The following is a 22903-nucleotide window of genomic DNA, read 5'->3' on the forward strand; positions in this document are numbered from 1 at the left end:
TGAAATGTGGTTGACTGTATTAGATATCGTGGGATTACCCAGTGCGCCAACAACAGATCGCGGTTGCAGAAAACTGCTTGATAACTTAGCAGCCAAAAACCCTTCGGTCCGGAGAAAGAAAACTGGCTCAAAGGCTTTTGAATATCACATTGATTTTCTACCAGCTGATATTCAGAACGCTTTACGTGAGCGTTACTACAACACTCTGCTGCAACAGCAGCCTGTTAAGGCTCCGGTTGTAGCGAAAACCACGGCGTCATCCAGTCAGTTGCTCGAAATTGTGCGTCAATGCCCTGCTGTGCTCGACCAGAAAACAGCGGAGCTAACGCAAAAGCAACGCGATATTGCAGACTCACGTATGGTGCTGGTTGTCGAAGTGCTGCGCCTGGAAGATACCGGTTTATCGCGCATCAAAGCGATTAACTTTATCTGTGACCGGTCACGCTCCGGCGATCTGCCTGCGCATCTGCAAAAGTATGTTGACCTCGCTAACGCCCGAAAAGGCCAGCGTGTCGGTGTCAGCGTCCGAGCGTTGAATCAGTGGGTTGTTGACTATCTGAAAGCGAAAAACAGCGCGGAACGTCTTGCCCTTTTAGCGCCCGGTCATAAAAAAGCGAAGAAACCAGAGCAGCTTTCATGGGTGCCGATGTTTATGGCGCACTACCGCAGCCCTAACGGCCCGTCCGTAGCCGAGGCTTATCAGGGGTTCTGCGCCGAGTGGCATCAACGCTATGCCGATCAGCCTGCGATGTGTGATGCGGTTCCTTCTGTCCATGCGGTTTATCGTGCATTAGACAAAATGCCTCGCATCGTGCGTCAGCGTGGCCGTGTTACCGGTTCTGCCATGACTGCATTGCAGACCTACGTTAAGCGTGATTGGTCTGTGATGCCCGTGAATGGTGTTTGGATTGGTGACGGTCACAGCATGAAGATGAAGGTCGCTCACCCTGACCACGGCCGCCCGTTCACGCCAGAGTTAACACTGGTTATCGATGGCCGTACTCGCTATGTGGTCGGCTGGAGCCTGGCGCTGTCAGAAAACACGCTGGCCGTGGCGGATGCACTGCGCCACGGCATTGAACGCCACGGCGTGCCGCTGCTGTACTACTCCGATAACGGTGCGGGTGAAACCGGGAAAATGCTGGATGCGGATATCACCGGTATCCTGCCGCGCCTCGGTATCGAACACCCCACCGGTATTCCTGGGAACCCGCAGGCACGCGGTATCATCGAACGCTTAAACCGTGAGATACCGGCTCGTATCGCCCGTAAGTTCGCTACTTATAACGGTAAATCAGCGGACAAAGAAACCGCACGTATCACCAGTCGTGCGATTGATTCTGCCGTGAATGCCCTGAATCAGAATAAGGCGCTTAACCCCGTACAACAGTCTGCGATTGCGAAGTTGCCGAGTTGGAACCAGTTGATTGATGCCATTGAAGATGAAATCACCACCTACAACACGCAACACCGGCATAGCGAGTTACCGCTGCGTGCGGTAGGTGGGCATTACACCCCCGCAGAGTATCGCGCCGCGCTGCTGGCCGACGCTGAGATTGATCGCCTGTCTGAGGCAGAGCTGCGCGAAATGTTCCGGCCACAGGTTAAACGCATCGCGCAGCGTGGCTGGCTGTCTATTTTCAACAACCAATATTTTGCCGAGGAACTGATTCAGGTTGACGGCGAAGAGGTGCTGGTCGCGTTCGATATTCACGACGCGACGAGCGTAACGGTACGGCGGCTTGATGGTTCACTCGTCTGTACGGCCATTGTCAACGGCAACACCCGCGCCGCATTCCCGGTTGATTACATCGAGAAGGTTCGCAAAGACCGTCACAGCCGCCGCATGGCGCTGAATAACAAGAAAGCCGAGGAAATCAATGCCGAGCTTAATCCTGCTTTACCCGGCGAACGGTTTGATTTTGGCAGTTTCATCCCCGCAGAGCGGCCGGAGCCGGAAGATGAGCCGTATTTCTTCCTGCAAACCGACCGTGACGAATATTTAAGAAAGAAAGCCGCACAGCGGTAAATTAAATACAGAGAGGCTGATATGAGTTTACAGGCTGAATTAAATGAACTGATTGCCCGTAAGGGATGGTCGCAAGCGCAAGCGGCGCGGGCTATTGGTAAAAGCCCGGCGGTCATTAACCAGTATTTGCAGGGCAAATATGCCGGTGATGTAGATGGCATTAATGAACTGATTGAAGGATTCATTGCCCGTGAGCGTGAAAAGGACAAAGGTCAGCGCATTACGGCTGAGTACGTCAAAACGATGACCTCCGCACGCGGTATTGAAGTGATCCGCATGGCGCATCTGGACGGCGATATCAATGTGATTTACGGCGAAGCTGGGCTGGGTAAGACCATGATGTTGCGTGAATACGCGGCACGTCATCGTGATGCGATCCTGATTGAGGCAGACCCTGGCTATACCGCCCGCGTGGTGCTGGAAGAACTGTGTAGCCGCCTCGGACTCAGCAAACGCGGCAACATGCACGAACTGAGCGAAGCGTGCATCGCGGCGCTGCGTGAGTCGGGTCGTATTGTGATGATCGACGAGGCGGAAAACTTACCTTACCGCGCTCTTGAAACGCTGCGTCGTATTCACGACAAGGCGGGGATCGGGCTGGTGCTGGCTGGAATGCCACGCCTGATTATCAATCTCAAGGGTAAGCGTGGTGAATACCGGCAGTTATACAGCCGTGTCGGCTTTGCCCTGTTCATCGGTGATGTACTGCCGGAGGACGATATCAACATTATCGCTACGCATATGCTGCCTGATGCGCAGAACGGCGACATCGCCGAGGCGCTTTTCAAGGCGTGCCGTGGTAATGCCCGTCGTTTGTTCAAACTGGTGCGTGGTGTCAGTCGCCACAGCGATATTAGCGGCAATGCGATTAGTGCTGGCGCAGTACGCAAATTTGCAGAAATGCTGATTAGTTAATTAGCGAGGTATTTATGGTGTGCAAGCTGCCAATTAATAATCCCGAATTAATGCGGCCGATTAATCGCTTAATTCGTTCTGGTATTAACGTCGTCAATGTGAATTTAAATTTTAAACGTCCTGTTATTGAGGTTGATCGCCCGTTTAAAGCATGGGAAGCCGGAGCGGTAGATATCACTGAAACCCGCAACGGTGTGCAGCAAATTGTAAAAATGACGCGCTGGCGTGGCGCTCACATTATTTGGAGGTAGTTGATGGCGAAAGTCATTGTGTATTTTCATGAACGTCCGCGCGGGTTGGCGGTTGAATGCAAAGTAGTACCTGAGCCTGGCGATAGCGAACTGGCACAGCGTGCCGCTGAAAAGGTTGGTGCGGGTCTTGTTGGGCATGTGCTGGCAAAAGTTGAAGCGGTAGTAAAAAAATCCAAATCACGTAAGGGGAAAGTCAATGTCCATTAAAAACAAGCAGTTTACCGAAGAAAAAGCCCCAGAAGGTTACTGGGTTGACGCTAAGGGCGTATTAACGCCGGAGCATCTGATTAAGCCTATCGATATTGCGCGTGACGGACTGGTAGAGGAAATCGTTGCTCGTGCATTGGCCGTCAATAAAGCCATCGCTGATTTTAAAGCGACAGGCTTCACTGATATCGCAGCGTTCGTGGCGCTGTCTGGGGAAGAATACGGCGTTAACCTGGGCGGAAAAAAAGGCAACGTAACACTACCTAGTTACGATGGTCGTTACAAAATCCAGCGGGCTATGCAAGACCGCATCGCGTTTGATGAACGCCTGCAAGCCGCTAAAGCGTTGATTGATGAGTGTCTGGCGGATTGGGTTGAAGGGGCGCGACCAGAGATTCACGCGATTATTAGCCGTGCGTTTCAGACGGAAAAAGAGGGTGAAGTCAATACGGGTGCGGTGTTGGCATTACGTCGCCATAACATTGAAGACCCGCGTTGGCAAAAGGCGATGGATGCTATTAGCGAAGCGGTTCAGGTAGTCGGTAGCCGTTCTTATATTCGTGTCTACAGGCGTGTCGGCGATTCTGACCAGTACCAGCCTATCTCATTAGATATCGCGGGGGTGTGACGTGAACGCAGGCGAGTTTAATAAAAAGCATAAAGTTGGGGCGGCGTTTTTTCATCGCGCTCCTCCTTTACGCGCAGGCCGTATGGTTAAAACAGTCGATATTGCGCGTGACTTTAATTGCGGTGCGATTGTTGAAATTAATCTGGAGCCTTATTTCGTCAAGATTAATACGTTAAAACCCGCAAGCTGATTTAAACCGAAATTAAAACACCTTTAAAAATGGCGTAAACCCGCCAGGGCTGGCTTACGCCAAAATCAGGAGAATTGAATTATGCCTGTCTCAATTGATGTTTCCGTTAGATATACCAGCGGCGCGTATTTTGCCAGAGCGAACGGTAAAACTGCGTCATGCACATACAGCGCCGACGTGGCTGTAAACAGTGTCGGTAAAAAGCTATTCGGCAATCTGCAAAAGTTGGTTGTTACGCAAATAAAGCCAGCCTCTTTTAATGAAAAAGGCCATTTCGTTATTTCTCCCGACTTGTATCAGTCCTGCCGTGTGTGCCACTGCGTGTTCGAACATGCATGTGAGGGTGGGTGTTATTGGGTTGAGGGTGATTTGTGCAGCCGTTGCACTGTGGGTGAAGCGTGATATGGCGACCGTTAACAGTTGTGAGTACCTGGAGAACGGCGCAAAGCGCCTTTACCACCTGAACGATGGCACGCTGGTAAAAGAGCGTCCGGCGCTACCTGGAAAGTCCCGTTTTGAGTTTTACGACGCACGCGGCAATCGTATTTACAAGCCTGCTGTGTTGCGGGAAATGAAACAGGCCATTGAACGTCATAAAAAAATTTGGAGAGTGTCATGAGTAATGTTCGCGCTAATTTACATCTGTTGGATAGCTTTATTGCTCATAACCCTGATTTGGGTGATCGGTGGCTGGATTTGCTGGTTAATTGCCGCGATGAGCTGCTTGAGCTACGCCAGAAAAGCCCTAACCCTGACCAGCAGGCGCTCGGTCATGTTGGTAATCAGTCTGTAGGCTGCTTCATCAATCGATATGAATGTGATGGTGATACTGAAACCCTCGCGTTAACCCTGCACCACTCTTTAGATGATCAAGCTCTTGAGCAGGATGTCACGCTGACTTCACATTGCGGCCGCTGGCAAGCCGCAATCACCCTTGATGAGTTCCCAGATACAGAAACCGCCGCAGGCGCACTGTTTAAACTCTCTGAATATCTTCTGCGCGTAGGTCTGGCCGCGCGGGTTGATGCTGTTACAGAACAACGACTGGAGGCGCTGACAGAATGAACGCTATTAATGATACCCGGCTGGAGGTAATTGGTTTTGGTGCAGTTCCTGCCAGCGTAGACGAACAGCGAGCAATGGCGCGTGAGTTGATATCACTCCGCGCACAAGTGGCAGATCTGCGGGGGCAAGAGCCGGTGGCGTGGACAGACGCAGAAGAACTGCGCGACCTAGCGGCGCACAAATGTGCGTATCTGTACAAGATTGACCCTGATAACCCATACCATGACCCGCGGCGCCAAATAATGATTTATCGTCGCCCCGTTCTGCCAACTGTGCTGAATAACGATGTGGTTAGTGCGATGAAGGACGTTATAGCGGAGCGTCAGCGCCAGATAAGTGCAGAGGGTTGGACTCCAGAACATGATGATGAGCATTCTATGGGTGAATTAGCCCTGGCAGGGTCTTGCTATGCCTACGCTGCTGGGTGTTTGTTTCCTGGTGGTGGACTCGGTTATCACGAATGGCCGTCGTTAAAATTCTGGCCGTGGGGTGAAGAGTGTTGGAAACCCTCCAACCCGCGCCGAGACTTAGTGAAAGCTGGTGCTCTGATTCTTGCAGAAATCGAACGCCTTGATCGGGCGGAAGCTAAGGACGGTGACGCATGACAAGCGCAACCCAACAAACAGCGGCGCGTAAACGCCGTCAGTCAACCACGGAAAATAGCAGCAATACAATCAATAAAGAACAATGGGCGCAGATAGCCGAAGAATTGAAGGGCTATTTTTGCCGTGTTCAGTTCCAGTATCAAAACACAGTGATTACTATCGCTCGTGAGCGAGACGGCGAGAGTAAGACTGTTCTGTCTGTCTATTTCGATGGGGAAATGCGCGGTGGGTGGGGAATGGAAACCAGTGAGATTTACAACCCTATCACCCGTTTGTTCTGGTGCGAGAGGAAAAAACGCCTTTACCCAGCGAAACGAGCGGCACAAATCGAAAAGGAATTCGGAAAGCGCAGAGCCAAAGAATTTTTCCCCAAGTTGCACGATTCAATTAGCTTTTGGCTACCGTACTTTGCTACCTCCACCAGCTTGATCCGCCAGTTTAAAAAAGTCGAGGGGCTGGTCTGGCTGCGTAAACCGGAGGCAGACAGTGACCAACCTTAACCAGAAACAGCAGGCAGCGGCGCGTAAGCGTCGCCAGCGTGCCAGGCAGGCTAACGAGTTCGGGAAAAACCGGCTTGAACTGGTGTTATCCGATAGTGAATTGCAGATGCTGGAAGAGAACTGCCAGCGTCGCAATCCAGATCGGGAACCGTACAGCAAGGCGGATTATGTTTCTCTGCTGATATTGTGCGATAACGAACGTCTGGCACGGCAAGAAGCAGCACTGGGAACCTGCCAGCGTTGCAATGAAACACTGCCAGCAGGCTACGGCGGTTTGTTTCGTGGTGAATCTGCGTGTTGGTTTATGCGAGATTCCCGCCAGATGAATTTAACTGATGTGACCGGTCACGCTCAATTGAGTGATGAATATGGGGAGCAACAGCCATGAACATTCAGCAGCGCCGCATGATTGGCGCGATAAAAGCAGGTCAGTCCGCGTTGGGCTGGGATGATGAAACGTATCGCAGCGTGCTGGCCCGGCTAACGGGGAAGCCCTCATCAACCCTTTGCACCATCACAGAACTGGAGAAGGTAAAGGAGTACATGCACCAACAGGGCTGGCCGCGTAAGGTGAAAAATCACGGCCGTAAACCCAGCGTTCCCGCCAGTAAGAAAACGGTACTCAGCAAGATTGAAGCGCTGCTAGCTGATGCCGGTAGGCCGTGGCAGTATGCGGAGACTATGGCGAAGAATATGTTTGGTGTACGATATGTTGACTGGCTAGATATACAGCAGTTAACCAAACTCATGCAGGCGTTGATCATCGACGCCAAACGTCGCAAAAAAGCTGCCGAGGAATAATTATGGAACTGGAGCGTGTCGCGGGGCTATTGCCCGAAGTTGTGTTGCAAGTCGCGGACCTTATCGGTTTTCCTGCGACCGCTCGCCTGCTGGAGAAATTCGGGGGTACGACGTTCCCGATTGGTAAGGGGCTGCGAGCGCTGGGGGCGCATCGCGCCGAGCTACTGCGCGAAACGGTCGGTGTTGATAATGCCGCGCTGCTGGTTAAGAAGTTCGGTGGCGAAGTTCTGTATCTTCCGCGCTGCGACCGCGCATTACGTGAGTTGCGTAACCAGCGCTTTCTCTCTGAGTTCGCCGCACTGCGCGAGAGTGGCACGTCGGGTAATATGGCAATGACGCAGCTTTGTCCTCTTTATGGTTTTTCCGACAGGTTCGCATGGGAATTAGTGCGCGAAAGCAAGAACGTAGTAACGCATTCACAGCAAAGTCTTTTCTAAGGGGTGCATATGAAATTTAAAATAATTATTGGTGTTTTTTTATCTGCGCTATCTTTTAGCTCAACCGCCGTTGATGGGTATAAAGATGTAAAGTTTGGTGCAGATGTAAATACTGTTTTGGCTGCAAATCTGTGCAGTTTAAAGAAAAATGAAAGCGGTAAGATTAAGGGGGTTGAATCTTATTATTGTACTGATTTCAAATTTTCAGGTTCTGATACATTAGCTATAGTTTTTTTTCTTAACGGAAAATTCGAGCGGTTAGCAATAAATCTTAATGCCAACATCGATGCCGTTGCTAGTGCTTTGGGGAAAAGATATGGAAAACCATCTTCACTATCAACACCTGAAGAGGCAGATTGGGCTTTAGCGAACGGAGGGGCTATTTATATCAGATACGACAATGACACCGTCTTTATCACTGCGCATCGGGATGCATCAACAAGAAAAGATCTAGGTCAATTGATCTACACATCACCCAGTTACGCTAATCTGATGAAATTATTACAGGAAAAGAACCTAGAAAATGATTTATAGCCGTATAACCCACTGAACCCCTTCCTCTTATTGATTGCCTCCCATAATTGAATACTGACCACCTCACATAACGAGGTGGTTTCATGAACATTTTCAATAACAAAATCTTTCGCATCACCTGCTTTAAACGCTTGCTAGGCTGGCAGTTGACCGCCGTTCTGTTGCTCGTGCTCATCGGTCTTGTATCGCCTCAGCAGTTGCCTGTTGTCATCTACAAAATCTCACTCATCACACTGGCCGCCGTGTTGGGCTACTGGCTTGACCGTTCTCTGTTCCCTAAAGCTGCGCTGGGGCAATACCTGGAGCATAAACCCGACCTGATGAGAACCAGTATCTATCCCGTTAAATCAGGTTGTGAGCAGGTCTTTGCCGCAGCACTGATACGCCGCGCAATCATCGTTGCCGCCGTCTGTCTCGCTGTGGCGATGGGGCTGTAATCATGGACTGGCCGCAAATTATCGGGATAGTCGTGTCGCTGATTTTCGGCCACGCTCACGCCGCGCAGCCTCCCGCCGCCGCTCAACAATACCGTAGCGATGTGATCCGCAACGCCCGTCTGGATTGGGGTATCAATGCCCCTATTGCGGACTTTGCGGCGCAGTTGCACCAGGAAAGCGGCTGGAATCCACGGGCGGTGTCACCCGTTGGGGCGCAGGGGCTGGCGCAGTTCATGCCAGCCACTGCCAATTGGTTTAGCCGCATCATGCCTGATTTACGGGCTAATCAACCGTTTAATCCCGCCTGGGCTATTCGTGCGCTGACGGGATATGACCGCTGGCTGTGGGAGCGCGTTAGCGCCCGCAACGACTGCGAACGCATGGCAATGACCTTGTCGTCATACAACGGCGGGCTGGGCTGGGTGCAGCGCGATCAGCGTCTGGCGAATCAGCGCGGGTTAGATCGCCTGCGTTGGTTCAATCACGTCGAAACCGTCAATGCCGGACGCAGCGCCGCCAACTGGCGCGAGAACCGGCACTATCCCGACCGTATTTTGCATCAACTGTCTCCGCGCTATGTGACATGGGGAGGCCGTAGCTGTGCTGAAACTCTTTAAGACGTACTGGCCGCACATCCTGCTCCTCGCGGCGGTTGCCGCGTTCGGCTACAACATCGGCCATATCAAGGGCAAGAATGCTACGCAAACCGAATTGCAAGAAACCGTCACGTATTTGCAGGCAGATAACAAGCTCAAAGCCTCGCAGATTCTGGTTTACGAACAAGATAAGCGCATCGCTGCCGAACAGCATGTCGCCGCCTTGCAAAAAGCGATAGCCGATGCAGACGCCCAACGCCAGCGTGCTGATCAACTGGCGGCTGAGTTGCTGCACGTCAAAGCCGAACTCAGCAAAACCAAAACCCAACTAAAAAGGAAAATTCCCGATGTGGTTAAAAAAGATGGCGCTACTTTTACCGGTATTGGCCCTGACAGCCTGCGGCTCTACCGCGCCAGTCTTGGCTACCCCGCCGATGATTTGCCCGACGCCGCCAGCGGCGCTGCTGTATATCCCGCCGATGCCGCCCGCCCCCGTCGCGGACTTTCCCCAGCCGGACTTCTTGACCACAGCGCCGATTACGGAGAATGGTGCCTGATCCTGCGCGAGAACATGACACGGCTAAATCAGTTTTACACGGAGGGTAACCGATGAGCATGGAGTGGGTGCTGGGGGTGGCGATGACGCTGATATCAACACTCGGCAGTCTGTTTATGCGTTCCCTGCAAAAGGACATCACAGACCTTGAGAGTGCGGTGGAGCGTATCAAAAACGATTACCAGCGTCGTGAAGACGCACGACGCGATCAGGATTCCGTCATGGATGCCCTGCGCGACCTGAAAAATACGATTGAACGTATCGATAACAAACTGGACAGGAAAGCTGATAAATGAAGGCAAAGGCAAGGCAAAAACGGCGCGTTCGTCGCGTTGCGGCGGTATCCAGCGCGGACTCGGTGGCGCTGGCTGGCATTAAGCAAAGGCTCGATGCGTTACAGGTTCCAACGGTACAACTGGGCGGGTTGGATGAGATTTCAGGGCAGTTAAATCGCATTGAGCGGCGTATGGACAGCATCGAAGCCGCAGCCGTTCGCCAGGGCGCAATCGCGGGCGGTGTTGCCGGGGCGGTCACGGGTGGTCTGGTCACCACGGCAATTATGCTCATCAAAGCACGGCTGGGGTACTAATGGCGCATCCGCAGGAGGTACGCGACAAGCTACGCCGCGCCTACATTTTCGGGCAGATGTCGCTTGAGATTGCGTCTGCGCAGTCTGGTGTCGCGTTTGCTACCGCCCGTCGCTGGAAGAAAGACGCGCAGGACGCGGGCGACGATTGGGACAAACTGCGTGCCGCGCATGTTATCGCGGGAGGTGGCCTGGAAGAGATTGGCCGCGCCGTGCTCACAGGCTTGGTTACTCAGTATCAAACCACGCTGGAAATGCTGAACGGTGCAGCCGATATCCCGCCGCGTGAGCGTGTCGAGCTGCTTGCAAGCCTGGCTGATGCATTTAATAAAGCGACGTCGGCCAGCAAGAAAATCCTGCCGGAAACCAGTGAGCTATCGGTGGCGTTGGAGGTGATCCAACTGCTTTCGACCTTCATCCGGGAGCGGCACTCAAAACACCTGGACGCGTTCGTCAGCATTCTTGATGGCTTTGGCGAAGAAATAGGGAAACGTTATGGCTGACAAAATCATTAGCATTAACCAGGAAAATGCCGTTATGGCCAGCAGCATCACCCGCATCGAAGTGGGTAGTTGCGATGATGTATTCGTTTGGGCTGACGGCGAGAAACTTGTGTTAGATCGCGGCTACAACGGACGTCCCTATGCAGCGAAACAGCGCATTACCGACGAGATTAACGCGGCATTAAGCGGGGATTAAATCATGGAAAAATACGAACCAGTGAAAGTCCGTGAACAATTAAGAACGCGCATTATGGATGTAATTTGTGCGGAGTTTTCAGAAGACGAAATGTACCACCCTGATTTTCACGACGCGTTACTGAGTGCCGTAAATAGCCTTTGCGGCCCGGATGAAGCCGCAAAGGCCATTCGACGAACGCAGATTAATCTTCAATGACGCTATCAACAACGATGTTATAGACCGCGTTATAAATGGACTGAAGGTCGTCTGAACGCAGATCGGGAAGGATATGTCGAGGTGCAATCCGGCTATTACTCAGGATGCTAGTCGTCAATTCTTTCGCAATTTCGGCTATTTGGATCTTCTGGTCAATAGTGAGTGTTGTTTTAACAGACATATAAGCCCTTTTTGGCATGGTGAAAACTCGCGTTTAAACCGTATCAGAGGGGATTCATTTTTTACAGGGGTTCAGGGTGGCTAAAAAGCTCACAGCCAAAGACTTTGCCAAAGAGCTGGAAGAACTGGCGGCAACGCTGCGACGGACGATTGAAGCTGAGTGCGTTGGCTTTGATCCGTCTGAGGCAGCCATCGCCGAGCGTCGTGCTCGCGTATTCGACCCTGTGACTGGCTACGACTATTTTGTCGAGCATTATTTCCCGCACTATGTCCGTCACGCTGACAAAAGCGAGCTGCATAAATACCTGTTTACACGCCTGCCTGAGATTGTCGCCAGCACAAAAAGCGAGAATGACGCGATAGCCGCGCCGCGCGGTGAGGCTAAATCCACGCTCGTTACCCAGTTGTTTTCGCTGTGGAACATTGTGTGCGGCTTCAAACATTACCTGGTTATCGTGATGGACTCCATCGACCAGGCATATCCGATGCTGGAAGCCATCAAAGCCGAGCTGGCCTTTAATCCCCGCCTGGATATGGACTTTCCCGACGTCGCGGGCGGTGGCCGTGTCTGGCAGGCTGGCACCATTGTCACGCGCAACGACATCAAAGTGCAGGTCGCGGGCAGCGGTAAAAAGCTGCGTGGCTTGCGTCATGGCCCGTACCGCCCTGACTTGGTCGTGCTGGACGATATTGAGAACGACGAGCAGGTACGCAGCCCGGAGCAGCGCGACAAGCTGGATAACTGGCTGAAAAAGACCATCCTGCCCCTCGGTGGCGCGGGCGCGAAGTTCGACGTTATCTATATCGGCACCATCCTGCATTACGATTCCGTCCTGTCCCGCACCCTGAAAAACCCGCTGTGGAGAGCAGCACGCTTTAAGGCCATTATCCAGTGGCCGGTCAATATGTCGCTGTGGGAAGAGTGGGAGGAAATCCTCCGCAACAACGACAATAACGGCGAATGGATGGCGAACGCATTCTACCAGAATCATAAAGCCGAAATGGATGAAGGCGCGATTGTGTCCTGGTCAGCTCGTCCGATTCTGACGCTGATGTTGATCCGCGCCCGTGACGGCCACGGCACCTTTGATTCTGAGTACCAGAATGACCCCGTGAGCGGTGAAGATGCACCGTTTGCTCACTGCATAAATTTTTGGGTAAACCGTCTGAATGAGTGGATCTTCTTTGGTGCCTGTGACCCCTCCCTCGGTAAAGCCGGTGCCAGTCGTGATCCGTCTGCGTTGCTGGTCGGTGGCTTTAACCGTCATACCGGCATTCTGGATGTGGTCGAAGCGGCCATCCGTAAGCGCCTGCCCGATAAAATCATTTCTGATGTGATTGAGTTACAGCGCATTTACGGCTGTCTGCTCTGGTCGATTGAGTCCGTGCAATTCCAGGAGTTCCTGCGCACTGAACTCGTAAAACGCAGTGCGGCAGCGGGTATCCCTGTGCCTGCACGCGCGGTCACCCCGCACAGCGACAAGCTGCTGCGCATTGAGTCCTTGCAGCCACACATGGCAAACGGCCTGATACGGTTGCATCCCAGCCAGACAACGCTTATTGACCAGTTGCGACACTTCCCAATGGCCGACCACGACGACGGCCCCGACGCATTACACATGCTGTGGGCGCTGGCCGTGTCTGGTTTCGGCGCATTTTCATTTACCCCTGTCCCCCGCAATTCTGATGACCGGGGCAGTAGATTCGGCTCTTCAGGAGGCTGGTAGTTTATGGCTCAGATTGTTGATCAACATGGTCGCCCGCTGAACCGCGAGGTGTTGAAATCCCCGCAGACGGCGCGTGTAGCGCAGATAACACGGCATTTTCCAGAGCATCCATCGCGCGGTCTGACCATTCGCCGCCTGCCGCGCATTCTGGAGGCCGCTGAGCGTGGCGATCTGGCTGCGCAGGCTGACCTGTTTGAAGACATGGTCGAGAAAGACGGGCATATCTTCTCTGAGATGTCGAAGCGAAAAAATGCCCTACTGGGGCTGGACTGGAGTATCGAACCGCCGCGCAATGCGACAGCCGAAGAGAAGAACCTCACGGCAATGATCACCGAGTGGATGGATGATATTCCCGATTTTGAAGACATTATTCTCAATGCGGCGGAGGCCATCGGACACGGATTTTCAGCGCAGGAAATTGAAAAGTGGGAGTTTGAAGAAAACATCTGGCTTCCCGCGCAAATCAAGCTGCGGCCGCATCGCTGGTTCTGCACGAACCCGGAGATTGACGACACCGTGCGTCTGTCTGACGGTAGCATGAATGGTTCAGAATTGTGGCCGTTCGGCTGGCTTGTGCATACCCATAACGCCAAATCGGGCTATGTTGCGCAGTCCGGGTTATACCGCGTGCTGGTCTGGCCGTATTTGTTTAAGAACTACAGCGTGCGTGATTTTGCTGAATTTCTTGAGATTTACGGTTTACCGGCACGGGTCGGGACATATATGGAAGGGTCGTCTAACGAGCAAAAAGATGCATTGCTGCACGCCCTGGTGACGCTCGGCCATAACGCCGCTGGTATTATCCCGATGGGCAGTGAAATCAAATTTGAAGCCGCTGCCGAGGGGCAATCCGATCCGTTTATGGCAATGATAGATTGGTGCGAAAGGACGGTATCGAAAGCCGTGCTCGGCGGAACGCTCACAAGCCAGGCAGACGGTAAAACCTCAACGAACGCGCTCGGTAATGTTCATAACGACGTGCGTAACGATATCCTGGTCGCTGATGCGAAGCAGCTACACGGCTTTTTCTCGCACATGATCCAGATGCTGCTTTCGATTAATGGCTATCAGGTGAGCCGCCGCCGGTTGCCGAAGTTCATTTTTGATACCAGCGAGCTGGAAGATATCGGCACGTTCTCTACGGGGGTGTCTACGCTGGTTCAGGCGGGGATGAAAACTATCCCGGTTTCGTGGGTACACAAGAAAGTTGGTATTCCCGTTCCGCAGAATAATGAGCCGGTGCTCGAAGCTGCCCCGCGCCCGTCGCTGGCAGGGCTATCGACTTCACCCTATCGCGGATTTGCGGCGTTAAGTTCGGTGCCTGGCGAAATCAGCGACCCGGCGCAATCGGCACTCGACAGCGCCCGCTCAACGCCGGAAGCGATTAACGACGCCATGCAGGCGCTGATTGCGCCACTGGTAACCGCATTACAGCAGGGGCAAACGCCAGACGATGCGCTCGATATCATCGCGGGCAGCTATCCCTTGCTTGATGACTCACAGCTCCAGCAACTGCTGAAACAGGCGCTGTTTGTCGCGGATGTGTGGGGGCGACTGAATGCCGACACCTAACGATGTCAATCTGGGGTATGCCATTGGTCTTAAACCGGAAGAGGCTATCCGCTATTTTGAGTCAAAAGGCTATGCGATTGGCTTTAATTGGCATGACGTTGAAGCCCGCACACATGCCACAGCGTTCACCGTTGCCGGTGTCCTCAAGCAAGACGTGCTAGCCGATATCCGTGGCGGATTGGATGCGGCGCTAAAGAACGGCGAAACCCTGGAGCAGTTCCGGCGTCGGTTGACTCTCGTTCTTGAGCAAAAGGGCTGGCTGGGTAAGGGTCTGAAAGCTGACGAAGACGGTGTGCTTGAGGGGAAAAAGCTCACTCCGCGCCGTCTGAAAACCATTTTTGAGACCAATATGCAGGCGGCCTACAGCGCAGGCCGTTACGAGGAGCAGCTCGCTAACGCAGAATTTCGCCCGTACTGGGAGCGAATCGGTGTAATGGATTCGCATATTCGCCCCAGCCATGCCGCGCTGCATGGCTACATCGCACGCTATGATGACCCTGTCTGGCAGTTTATGTACCCGCCAGATGGTTATGGATGTCGCTGCCGTATCCGCGCCCGTACCCAAGCTGATGTTGATCGCCTGAAAGCCACCGTCCAGCACAGTGAGATTGTCGAAGTCGAGCAGGCATGGGGGCCGGATGACTCGCGGACGGTACAGGCGATTAAGTGGAACGGTCAACTGTATACGCCGGATGCCGGTTTTGGTCACAATCCCGGCCAGGGTTATCTTGCATCCCTCGGTCAGCGGCTGCTTGAGCGTTCCGCTGTCGCCGATCCGCAGCTTGCCGCGCTGGCCGTTCGTCAAACAATGGGTAATGAAACGCTGTTAAAGGCAGTTTCAACGGACGTTAACGCGTTCGTTAATAACACGCTGCTGAACAAGCAGGCTCGCGGACAGCTCAGACATGTCGGTGCATTACCGCCGCAAGTGGTTGATCGCCTAGCCGAGAAAGGTGTCGCTGTTGAATCATCCGTTATCACACTGACCGATGAAAATCTGTTGCACGCGATTCGGGATAGCAAGGACGCACAGCTTCCCGAAGCGCTGTGGCAACGCTTGCCTGAATTTATCCTCAACCCTAAAGCCATTCTCTATAACACGCAGAAAGCCGACGCGGCATTGACATACGTTTTAGATTTACCGGACGCCTCCGGCAAGTTAGTCGTGTTTATCGATCGCGAGCTAAAAGCCCGACCGCCGGAAGGCGGAAAGAAAGAGAAGATAAAAACTAATCTGATAAGAACGGGAAAAATCCTGGCGAACGACGAATCACTGAGAAACAAAGGGATTAACGAAGTGCTGTGGGGGAGCCTTGATTAAGCGGCGGGATGAAAGCGCCGGACTCGAACCGGATCATGCTCAAACACTCGTGGCGTAGTAGCAACCGTTCCTATTGGAAACAACTCTCATCCACCGCACCTTAAGTATAGAGTAATTTATGTACGAAATAAAATATGACATTACCGATTTTGAGCGCGGTCTGGGTGAGCTGATTAGCCGCCTGGAACACCGCCAACCGCTGATGCGTGAGATGGCCGCCGCGATGCATGATGCGGTCGAAGAGAATTTCGCGCAGCAGGGTCGTCCCGACTGGGCGGGCTGGAGTCCGCGCTATGCCAAAAAGCGCACGGGCGGAAAAATACTGCAAAAATCCGGGCGACTGGCGGCGAGTATCAGCGAGTACAGCGACAACGATAGCGCGACGGTCGGGACTAACGTTGTCTATGCGCGTATTCACCAGGAAGGCGGGACAATCAACATTCCCGCCCGCAGTCAGCGGTCGTACCACAAACAATACAAGGACGGCAGCGTCGGTAATCGGTTCGTGAAAAAATCCAAATCAAATTTTTCTCAGTGGAACACAATGGGAGAGTATAAAATCACCATCCCCGCTCGCCCGTTCCTGCGCCTTACGGAATCGGATGTGGAGGGAATGGAGAGTACAGCGCAGGACTATTTACAGCGTGTACTGGGTTCATAACTACTTACCTATGGGAACCATTATGAGTCGATTGAGATCTGCTGTTGGGGATAATTTTCATCAAAAAGAAGCAACGCTGATTTACTATGTAACATTCGATTTGACCAACACTTATGACGACAAAAGCGTTTATAAGAAAATCGAAAAAGCTATTGAAGCTGAAGGCTATACCAGAGACACAAATATCGAAGAAGATGCGCTGCCGTATAACTTCTACGCAGGGCAAAAGAAAATCACATTCGATGCTCGTGAAACAACTCTGACCAAAGAAATCACTAAAGAAAAAAAGGCGTTCGAAAAGGCAATCACCACCATTATTACAGACATTGCTCCCAGGAAACTTGAACGCCTATTCCTGTCTGTTTCAGACGCCACGCACACCAAGTTTTATGTCGGTTAACATTGACCTGCGTAAAATCGCGCAGGCGTGACTTTCTGATGTATTCCATACCATTACCGCCCCTCATTCGGTTGAGGGGCTTACAACGCGATTTAAACGGGGTTTAAATGCGGTCATATCGGTTGCCGTTGCCATGATTTGAGTGGCAAGATAAAAACAGTCCTTTTTACCTCACGCCTACCCACTGAACCCCTTCCTCTTATTCGTTGATTTGCGTGCTGCCATTCTGGCGGCATGAAAAAGAAATTACTCGTCGCTGCGCTGGCCGCAGAAATCAATAAAGCCTCCCTCGGCGTCATCCAGTTGTTTCCTGCTGGTGAGTTCCGGGCGCGTGATGGCCGTCCCACCGAATGTCCTACCTGGATTATGACGGCCGAGGTCGCGCAGGCATTGATTGCCGCCGCTGATGCGCAACAAACCCCTTACGTTATCGACTATGAACACCAGACCCTGCGTGCCGCCAAGAACGGCAAGCCGGCACCGGCTTCCGGCTGGTTCAAAAAACTGGAATGGCGCGAGGGTGTCGGCCTGTTTGCGGTTGATGTGACGTGGACGGACAGCGCTGCCGCGATGATTGCCGACGGCTCCTACCGCTTTATTTCCCCGGTTTTTTCTTACGACAAATCAGGTCGCGTCTTGCAGCTCCTGCACGCGGCGCTCACGAACACCCCCGCTGTTGACGGTATGGACGAGGTCATGCTCGCTGCGGCCTCGCTTCTCGCCGTCACATCATCAACCCAAGAGGACACTATGGACGAACTACTAGAACGTCTGCGCTGGATGCTGAATCTACCCATCACAGCAACCGCAGAAGACATCACCGCCGAGCTAAACAAGCTCATTGACCAACTAGCATCGGCAACCGCAGGCACGGCGGCAGCATCATTTAACACGCTGTCGGCTAATCCATTCAATCTGATTGAAAAGCTCACAGCGGATGCCGCCAGCGTTGCGGCACTGACCGCGCAGGTCGCTACTCCAGACCCGGCTAAGTGGGTTTCTGTCGAGGTGATGCAGCAATCGGTCACTGAAGCATTGGCAACCGCGAATAACAACACGGCCGCACTGGCGCAGCAGCAATGCGCGGAGTTGATCACCGTCGCGCTGTCTGATGGCCGTCTGTTACCGGCACAAAAAACGTGGGCTGAATCCCTGGCGAAGTCCTCACCGGACAGTCTGAAAACGTTCCTGAACAACGCGCCCAAAATTGCTGCGCTGACCACCACCCAAACCGGGGGCCAGCCGCCCGCAGGCGTCAAACCCAGAAACGAAACCACAACCGGCAATGACGACGATGTCGTAGACGTCGCTATCTGCAACATGATGGGCGTTGATCCGGCTGAAGTCGCCAAGTTTGTAAAAGGAGACGGCAATGAGTGATCGCAATACGCCGCATCGCGACGGGCTGTTGTTCCCCGTTCGGGTTGCGGCATCCACGGAAATCTTTGGCGGTCACATGATTGCCATTAATGCGGCTGGTTATGCCGTTCCCGCAACGGCGACGGCCGCGCAAATCACCCTCGGCGTCAGTGACGGCTGGGTTGATAACAGTGCGGGTGCAAATGGCGGTGCTGATGCACTCGTGCGACGTGGCCGGGCGTGGCAGTTCGTCAACCACGCTGCCGATGCAGTAACGCAAGCTGACGTTGGCAGGGATTGTTATGTCGTTGACAGTCAGACCGTTGCCAAAACCAGCGATACCAATGCCCGCCCGGTGGCGGGGAAAGTTCAGGCAGTCGGCGGCGACGGCGTCTGGGTTCTGATTTAAGGAGAAATGCCGTGTTAGTGAATGCAAAAGTCGTTAAAGCGATTTTCGTTAACCTGAAAACCACCTTCCAGAATGCGTTTACTCAAACGCCGTCTGACTGGAAAAAAGTGGCGATGGTTGTGCCATCAACGGGTAAGGAAAACGATTATTCCTGGTTGTCTCGTTTCCCAAAGATGCGCGAATGGGTCGGCGACAAGGTCATTAAATCGCTGGCCGCGTTTAATTACACCATCCGTAACAAGGATTGGGAGGCCACGGTCGAGGTTGAGCGCAATGATATCGAAGACGATCAACTGATGGGCTACGCCATTCAGGCGCGGTCGGCAGGCCAGTCTGCCGCAGAATTGCCCGCTGATATCGTGTTTGCCCTGGTTAGTGATGGCTTTACGAACCTGTGTTATGACGGCCAGCCGTTCTTTGATACCGATCACCCTGTCAGAGGGCAGTCTGTATCAAATAAAGGCACGAAAAAGCTGTCAACGGCCAGCCTTGCCGCCGCACAGGCGAGTTATGGTGTAGGCCGTAAGTCCCTGCGCAGTATGAAAGACGAAGAAGGTGCGTCGCTTAAAATCCTGCCTGGCCTGTTGGTTGTTCCCCCCGCATTGGAAGATGAGGCTAACTATCTGATGACGGCTGACCGCTTCCCGGACAATACGCCGAACCCCTACAAAGGCACGGCGGAGGTGCTGGTCGTTCCCGAACTGAAAACCGATACCGAGTGGTTTCTGTTCGACACCAGCAGGCCGGTTAAGCCGATCATCTATCAAGAGCGCAAAAAACCAGATTTCGTTGAGCAGACCGAATACAGCAACGACAACGTTTTTATGCGTAAAAAATTCCTGTTCGGTGCAGAGGCTCGCGCGAATGGCGGTTACGCCTTCTGGCAGATGGCGTATGGCTCAACTGGGAGGGACGCGTAATGCCAATTCAAATTACTGCCCGTGTTGATGGTTTCCGTCGTTGCGGCATGGCGCACAGCGCAAAAACCCAAACCTATCCTGATGACCACTTCTCTGCTGCGCAGTTAGCAGTTCTGGAAAACGAGCCGCAGTTGATCGTCGTTCGCGCCAGCGGTGATGCAGAAAAAAGCGATGGCACGGCTAAACAACTGTCTTCTGCGCTGGAAAAACTGAAAGCGGCGGAAAAAGCCTCGGCGGTGTTGGCTGGTGAGCGTGACTCGCTCAAAACCCGCATAGCCGCTCTGGAGCGTGATGTTGCGTCCGCCAATACCACGATTGAAACGGTGTCAGCCGAACGTGACGCCCTTCAGGAAAGCAACGCGGCGCTGACCACCGAGCGTGATGCGCTCCAGGCGCAGCTTGCTGGCGCAGAGAAGGCGAAAAAATAATGTACGCGACCCGTTCTGACATGGTGCTGGCGTTCGGTGAGAAAGAGTGTGTCTCGCTCACCGACCGTGATTTCACTGGCGATATTGATGATGAGGTGCTGTCTGGTGCGTTAAACCGCGCCAGTGCGGAAATCGATAGCTATCTTGTCGGCCGCTATCCGGTGCCGTGGCCCGATACTCCTGGCGTTCTGGTTGGTCGTTGCTGTGATATTGCCCGCTACTTGTTGTGCGGTGCAGGTACGCAGATGACCGATGAAGTACGCGCACGCTATGAAGATGCGGTGCGCTATCTAGAACGTGTTGCAGATGGTCGCCACGGATTGGGGCGAACGTCAGACGGCCAGGTTGTTCAACAGACCAGTTCCGGCGCACGTTTTCAGTCTGCGGGTCGCGCATTTGACAGGGGTTCTACCGGGGGAGGTGCATTTTGATTATCCGGGATATTGAGCGGGCAATGATTGACCGGCTCAGTAAAGGGCTGGGCCACATGGCGGCGAACGTGTGTTCTTACGGTGGTGAGCTGGACGGTGAACCCGCAGAGGTTGCCCGTGCAATGCCTGCCGTGTGGGTAACATTTGGCGGTATTCAGAACACGCAGAACGCCAACATTGGCAAACGGAAGTACAAAACCACCGGGCGTTTTGTAGTGATTGTTGGTGAGCGCAGCGTGCGCAGTGAAGAAGCCACACGCCACGGCGGCGCACGGCTTGACGAAGTTGGCACGTATCGCATGGTCGAAGCTGTGCGCCGGTTGCTTTCCGGGCAGGATTTAACGGAATCGGGATTAAAAATAGCAGCCTTGATACCAGGCCGGGTGCGCCCCCTGTTTAACACCAAGCTGGAGAGCCAGGCGCTGTCTGTTTTTGCGTGTGAGTTCGACACAGTGTGGATGGAGTCTGCACTCGAAAACGGCAAATACCCACTCGATGGTGCAGCCCCATTCCATCCAGACAGTGTTTTTACCGGCTATCACGGCGCAACCAGTCCCGACGACCCGGACTGGTTGCGCACTCAGTTGAGCTACGACATTCCGCAGACGGCGTCGTCGCCGGATGCAGAGGACATTATTCATCATGAAAATCAAGGTTAAGGCGGTACCGGGTGTTCAGGTGCCGCGCGAAGATAACGGTCGTCGCTACATCACCAGCGACACCGTGGTCGAGGTAGAACTGACGGCGTACTACCAGCGGCAGTTAAACGCCGGTGATCTGATTGTCGTTACTGACGGTGCGGCAGTGGCAAAGAAAGGCAAATCTGAGGAGGTGAGCCGTGGCGAGTCCTAACGTCGAGTTTTACGAAATCGGCAGCAGCATCCGCAAGCCGGGTAAATATTTTGAATTCAACACCAGGCTCGCAGTGCGCACATTACCGAGCAATCAGCAAAAAGTTCTCCTGGTCGCGCAAATGCTCAGCAGCGGCACGGCAACCCCGCTCAATGCGGTTAACGTGTTCTCTGATGAAGAGGCGGCAACCCTGTTCGGACGCGGCTCAATGGCGCACCTGATGGCGGCGGAAGCAATTGGCTGTAACAGCTATTTGCAATTGCAGATTATCGGCGTCAGCGATGCGGGAGCAGCCACAGCGGCGACAGGGGCGCTGACACTAACCGGAACGGCGACAGCGTCTGGTACGGTGAGCGCGTTTGTTGGTGTAACGCGTGTTGATGTTGCTGTGTCTGCTGATGATACCGCTGCGACCGTTGCTGCTGCGCTGAATACCGCTATCGCGCAGAAAACTGTACTACCGGTCACGGCTACTGTCACCACTGGCGTCGTCACGCTGACTGCCAAAAATAAAGGCTTGGCTGGCAATGACATTACGCTGCGCATCGCGTCAACTGCGACGGGGTTAACGGCGGCGGCAACGTCAATGACGGGTGGTGATATTGATCCTGATATCGCCCCAGCTCTCGCTGCTGTGTTCGCCGCAGGTCACAACATCATCGTCAGTCCGTATGCGACGCAGGCCGCATTAACAGCTCTACGCACACATCTGGACAACGTCAGCGACCCATTGGAGCAGCGCGGTGCGATTGGTGTTGCGGGCTGGCCTAAATCACTGTCAACCGGCTCAACACTTGCGTCCAGTATCAACAATGGCCGTATTACGGCTGGATGGCATAACGGATCAGTGAAAACGCCGGCACAGATTGCGGCAGCGTATGCGGCGGTTATCGCAAGCGAAGAAGACCCTGCGCGACCGCTCAATACTCTGGCGATGAACACGCTGGATGTCACTGCGCTATCTGCCCGTCCTGGTCGTAACGAGCAGGAAAATGCGTTGTACAACGGGCTGACGCCGTTTGAGATTGGTCCTGGTGATAGCGTTCAAATTGTCCGGGCTATCAGCACGTATACAAAAAATGCCGATGGCGTTGACGATGTTTCGCTGCTGGATATCACCACCATCCGCACGCTGGATTACGTGCGCAAAGCCTGTCGTGAGCGCGTCACGTTGCGATTCCCGCGTGACAAGCTGAGTTCCCGCACGCCAGACCGTGTGCGCAGTGAACTGCTTGACGTGCTCTACAAGCTCGAAGAACTGGAAATCATTGAGAATGTTGACGCTTATAAAGACCAGTTAATCGTTGAACGTGATTCTCAGGATGTTAACCGACTCAATGCGCGCATCCCGGCCGATATCGTGAATGGTTTGCACGTTTTCGCTGGTCGCATCGACCTGCTGCTGTAAG

36 protein-coding genes are annotated in these 22903 nt (G+C 53.4%); 35 read left to right on the plus strand and 1 reads right to left on the minus strand.

Annotated features, from left to right (window positions below):
• Positions 1–4 precede the first annotated feature (4 nt).
• The 22 genes from EO763_RS21795 to EO763_RS21900 all read left to right on the plus strand — a co-directional run bounded on the left by EO763_RS21795 (position 5) and on the right by EO763_RS21900 (position 11234).
• Positions 5–2029 (plus strand): Mu transposase C-terminal domain-containing protein, encoded by a 2025-nt coding sequence (locus EO763_RS21795; protein ID WP_161530192.1) that lies wholly within the window; start codon positions 5–7, stop codon positions 2027–2029.
• 21 nt (positions 2030–2050) lie between these two features.
• On the plus strand, positions 2051–2944 hold the full coding sequence (locus EO763_RS21800) for an AAA family ATPase (protein WP_161530193.1): 894 nt from the start codon (positions 2051–2053) through the stop codon (positions 2942–2944).
• A gap of 14 nt (positions 2945–2958) precedes the next feature.
• Positions 2959–3195: a hypothetical protein gene (locus tag EO763_RS21805; RefSeq protein ID WP_244322028.1), complete on the plus strand. Its 237-nt coding sequence runs from the start codon at positions 2959–2961 to the stop codon at positions 3193–3195.
• Between the two features lie 3 nt (positions 3196–3198).
• On the plus strand, positions 3199–3402 hold the full coding sequence (locus tag EO763_RS21810; protein ID WP_161530194.1) for a hypothetical protein: 204 nt from the start codon (positions 3199–3201) through the stop codon (positions 3400–3402).
• Entirely contained in the window at positions 3392–4030 is a 639-nt protein-coding gene (locus EO763_RS21815) for a DUF3164 family protein (RefSeq protein WP_161530195.1), read from the plus strand. Before EO763_RS21810 ends, EO763_RS21815 begins: the two co-directional genes overlap by 11 nt.
• A gap of 1 nt (position 4031) precedes the next feature.
• The gene (locus EO763_RS21820; RefSeq protein WP_161530196.1) at positions 4032–4220 is read left to right on the plus strand and encodes a hypothetical protein; all 189 of its coding nucleotides are present in this window, start codon (positions 4032–4034) and stop codon (positions 4218–4220) included.
• 403 nt (positions 4221–4623) lie between these two features.
• A complete protein-coding gene (locus tag EO763_RS21825; protein ID WP_161530197.1) occupies positions 4624–4839 on the plus strand; it encodes a hypothetical protein in 216 nt (71 codons plus the stop codon).
• Positions 4836–5285 carry a hypothetical protein gene (locus EO763_RS21830; RefSeq protein ID WP_161530198.1) on the plus strand — a complete coding sequence of 150 codons (450 nt, stop codon included), beginning with the start codon at positions 4836–4838 and terminating at the stop codon, positions 5283–5285. The genes EO763_RS21825 and EO763_RS21830 overlap by 4 nt, the downstream gene beginning before the upstream one ends.
• Entirely contained in the window at positions 5282–5890 is a 609-nt protein-coding gene (locus EO763_RS23435; RefSeq protein WP_208851972.1) for a hypothetical protein, read from the plus strand. Before EO763_RS21830 ends, EO763_RS23435 begins: the two co-directional genes overlap by 4 nt.
• The gene (locus EO763_RS21840; RefSeq protein ID WP_161530199.1) at positions 5887–6390 is read left to right on the plus strand and encodes a hypothetical protein; all 504 of its coding nucleotides are present in this window, start codon (positions 5887–5889) and stop codon (positions 6388–6390) included. Before EO763_RS23435 ends, EO763_RS21840 begins: the two co-directional genes overlap by 4 nt.
• Positions 6377–6778 carry a hypothetical protein gene (locus tag EO763_RS21845; protein WP_161530200.1) on the plus strand — a complete coding sequence of 134 codons (402 nt, stop codon included), beginning with the start codon at positions 6377–6379 and terminating at the stop codon, positions 6776–6778. Before EO763_RS21840 ends, EO763_RS21845 begins: the two co-directional genes overlap by 14 nt.
• Positions 6775–7191 (plus strand): gp16 family protein, encoded by a 417-nt coding sequence (locus EO763_RS21850; protein ID WP_161530201.1) that lies wholly within the window; start codon positions 6775–6777, stop codon positions 7189–7191. The genes EO763_RS21845 and EO763_RS21850 overlap by 4 nt, the downstream gene beginning before the upstream one ends.
• Before the next feature lie 2 nt (positions 7192–7193).
• Positions 7194–7628 (plus strand): Mor transcription activator family protein, encoded by a 435-nt coding sequence (locus tag EO763_RS21855; RefSeq protein ID WP_161530202.1) that lies wholly within the window; start codon positions 7194–7196, stop codon positions 7626–7628.
• A 9-nt stretch (positions 7629–7637) separates the two neighbouring features.
• Positions 7638–8162, plus strand: a complete 525-nt coding sequence (locus EO763_RS21860) for a hypothetical protein (protein ID WP_161530203.1) — start codon at positions 7638–7640, stop codon at positions 8160–8162.
• Between the two features lie 83 nt (positions 8163–8245).
• Positions 8246–8599: a putative holin gene (locus EO763_RS21865; protein WP_161530204.1), complete on the plus strand. Its 354-nt coding sequence runs from the start codon at positions 8246–8248 to the stop codon at positions 8597–8599.
• 2 nt (positions 8600–8601) lie between these two features.
• Positions 8602–9216, plus strand: coding sequence for a transglycosylase SLT domain-containing protein (locus tag EO763_RS21870; RefSeq protein WP_161530205.1), 615 nt, complete (start codon positions 8602–8604; stop codon positions 9214–9216).
• Complete coding sequence (locus tag EO763_RS21875; protein WP_161530206.1) at positions 9200–9808, plus strand: hypothetical protein; 609 nt, start codon at positions 9200–9202, stop codon at positions 9806–9808. The genes EO763_RS21870 and EO763_RS21875 overlap by 17 nt, the downstream gene beginning before the upstream one ends.
• Positions 9805–10047 (plus strand): hypothetical protein, encoded by a 243-nt coding sequence (locus EO763_RS21880; protein ID WP_161530207.1) that lies wholly within the window; start codon positions 9805–9807, stop codon positions 10045–10047. The genes EO763_RS21875 and EO763_RS21880 overlap by 4 nt, the downstream gene beginning before the upstream one ends.
• Positions 10044–10340 carry a hypothetical protein gene (locus tag EO763_RS21885; RefSeq protein ID WP_104209444.1) on the plus strand — a complete coding sequence of 99 codons (297 nt, stop codon included), beginning with the start codon at positions 10044–10046 and terminating at the stop codon, positions 10338–10340. Before EO763_RS21880 ends, EO763_RS21885 begins: the two co-directional genes overlap by 4 nt.
• Positions 10340–10840: a DUF1804 family protein gene (locus EO763_RS21890; RefSeq protein ID WP_161530208.1), complete on the plus strand. Its 501-nt coding sequence runs from the start codon at positions 10340–10342 to the stop codon at positions 10838–10840. The genes EO763_RS21885 and EO763_RS21890 overlap by 1 nt, the downstream gene beginning before the upstream one ends.
• Complete coding sequence (locus EO763_RS21895) at positions 10833–11036, plus strand: hypothetical protein (RefSeq protein WP_161530209.1); 204 nt, start codon at positions 10833–10835, stop codon at positions 11034–11036. The genes EO763_RS21890 and EO763_RS21895 overlap by 8 nt, the downstream gene beginning before the upstream one ends.
• A 3-nt stretch (positions 11037–11039) precedes the next feature.
• Complete coding sequence (locus EO763_RS21900; RefSeq protein ID WP_161530210.1) at positions 11040–11234, plus strand: hypothetical protein; 195 nt, start codon at positions 11040–11042, stop codon at positions 11232–11234.
• On the opposite strand, the gene EO763_RS21905 is transcribed toward EO763_RS21900, so the two are convergent.
• Positions 11221–11415: a hypothetical protein gene (locus EO763_RS21905; protein ID WP_161530211.1), complete on the minus strand. Its 195-nt coding sequence runs from the start codon at positions 11413–11415 to the stop codon at positions 11221–11223. The two genes, EO763_RS21900 and EO763_RS21905, sit on opposite strands and share 14 nt — an antisense overlap.
• Positions 11416–11491: 76 nt before the next feature.
• On the opposite strand from EO763_RS21905, the gene terL reads away from it, so the two are divergent.
• The 13 genes from terL to EO763_RS21970 all read left to right on the plus strand — a co-directional run bounded on the left by terL (position 11492) and on the right by EO763_RS21970 (position 22902).
• Positions 11492–13141 carry a phage terminase large subunit gene (terL, locus tag EO763_RS21910; protein WP_161530212.1) on the plus strand — a complete coding sequence of 550 codons (1650 nt, stop codon included), beginning with the start codon at positions 11492–11494 and terminating at the stop codon, positions 13139–13141.
• 3 nt (positions 13142–13144) lie between these two features.
• Positions 13145–14713, plus strand: a complete 1569-nt coding sequence (locus tag EO763_RS21915; protein ID WP_161530213.1) for a DUF935 domain-containing protein — start codon at positions 13145–13147, stop codon at positions 14711–14713.
• On the plus strand, positions 14700–16034 hold the full coding sequence (locus EO763_RS21920) for a phage head morphogenesis protein (RefSeq protein WP_161530214.1): 1335 nt from the start codon (positions 14700–14702) through the stop codon (positions 16032–16034). Before EO763_RS21915 ends, EO763_RS21920 begins: the two co-directional genes overlap by 14 nt.
• 118 nt (positions 16035–16152) lie before the next feature.
• On the plus strand, positions 16153–16695 hold the full coding sequence (locus EO763_RS21925; protein ID WP_161530215.1) for a phage virion morphogenesis protein: 543 nt from the start codon (positions 16153–16155) through the stop codon (positions 16693–16695).
• Between the two features lie 22 nt (positions 16696–16717).
• Positions 16718–17095 carry a hypothetical protein gene (locus tag EO763_RS21930; protein ID WP_161530216.1) on the plus strand — a complete coding sequence of 126 codons (378 nt, stop codon included), beginning with the start codon at positions 16718–16720 and terminating at the stop codon, positions 17093–17095.
• A gap of 234 nt (positions 17096–17329) precedes the next feature.
• A complete protein-coding gene (locus EO763_RS21935; RefSeq protein ID WP_161530217.1) occupies positions 17330–18475 on the plus strand; it encodes a phage protease in 1146 nt (381 codons plus the stop codon).
• On the plus strand, positions 18468–18863 hold the full coding sequence (locus EO763_RS21940) for a hypothetical protein (RefSeq protein ID WP_161530218.1): 396 nt from the start codon (positions 18468–18470) through the stop codon (positions 18861–18863). Before EO763_RS21935 ends, EO763_RS21940 begins: the two co-directional genes overlap by 8 nt.
• Positions 18864–18874: 11 nt before the next feature.
• Positions 18875–19783, plus strand: coding sequence for a Mu-like prophage major head subunit gpT family protein (locus EO763_RS21945; RefSeq protein ID WP_161530219.1), 909 nt, complete (start codon positions 18875–18877; stop codon positions 19781–19783).
• On the plus strand, positions 19783–20211 hold the full coding sequence (locus EO763_RS21950; protein WP_161530220.1) for an HI1506-related protein: 429 nt from the start codon (positions 19783–19785) through the stop codon (positions 20209–20211). The genes EO763_RS21945 and EO763_RS21950 overlap by 1 nt, the downstream gene beginning before the upstream one ends.
• Positions 20211–20642, plus strand: coding sequence for a gp436 family protein (locus EO763_RS21955; protein ID WP_161530221.1), 432 nt, complete (start codon positions 20211–20213; stop codon positions 20640–20642). Before EO763_RS21950 ends, EO763_RS21955 begins: the two co-directional genes overlap by 1 nt.
• Positions 20639–21301 (plus strand): DUF1834 family protein, encoded by a 663-nt coding sequence (locus tag EO763_RS21960; protein WP_161530222.1) that lies wholly within the window; start codon positions 20639–20641, stop codon positions 21299–21301. Before EO763_RS21955 ends, EO763_RS21960 begins: the two co-directional genes overlap by 4 nt.
• On the plus strand, positions 21285–21494 hold the full coding sequence (locus EO763_RS21965; protein ID WP_167521851.1) for a hypothetical protein: 210 nt from the start codon (positions 21285–21287) through the stop codon (positions 21492–21494). The genes EO763_RS21960 and EO763_RS21965 overlap by 17 nt, the downstream gene beginning before the upstream one ends.
• Positions 21481–22902, plus strand: a complete 1422-nt coding sequence (locus tag EO763_RS21970; RefSeq protein WP_161530223.1) for a phage tail sheath C-terminal domain-containing protein — start codon at positions 21481–21483, stop codon at positions 22900–22902. Before EO763_RS21965 ends, EO763_RS21970 begins: the two co-directional genes overlap by 14 nt.
• Position 22903: the final 1 nt, after the last annotated feature.

The organism is Pectobacterium odoriferum (assembly GCF_009931295.1).
In the GTDB taxonomy this organism is placed as follows: domain Bacteria; phylum Pseudomonadota; class Gammaproteobacteria; order Enterobacterales; family Enterobacteriaceae; genus Pectobacterium; species Pectobacterium odoriferum.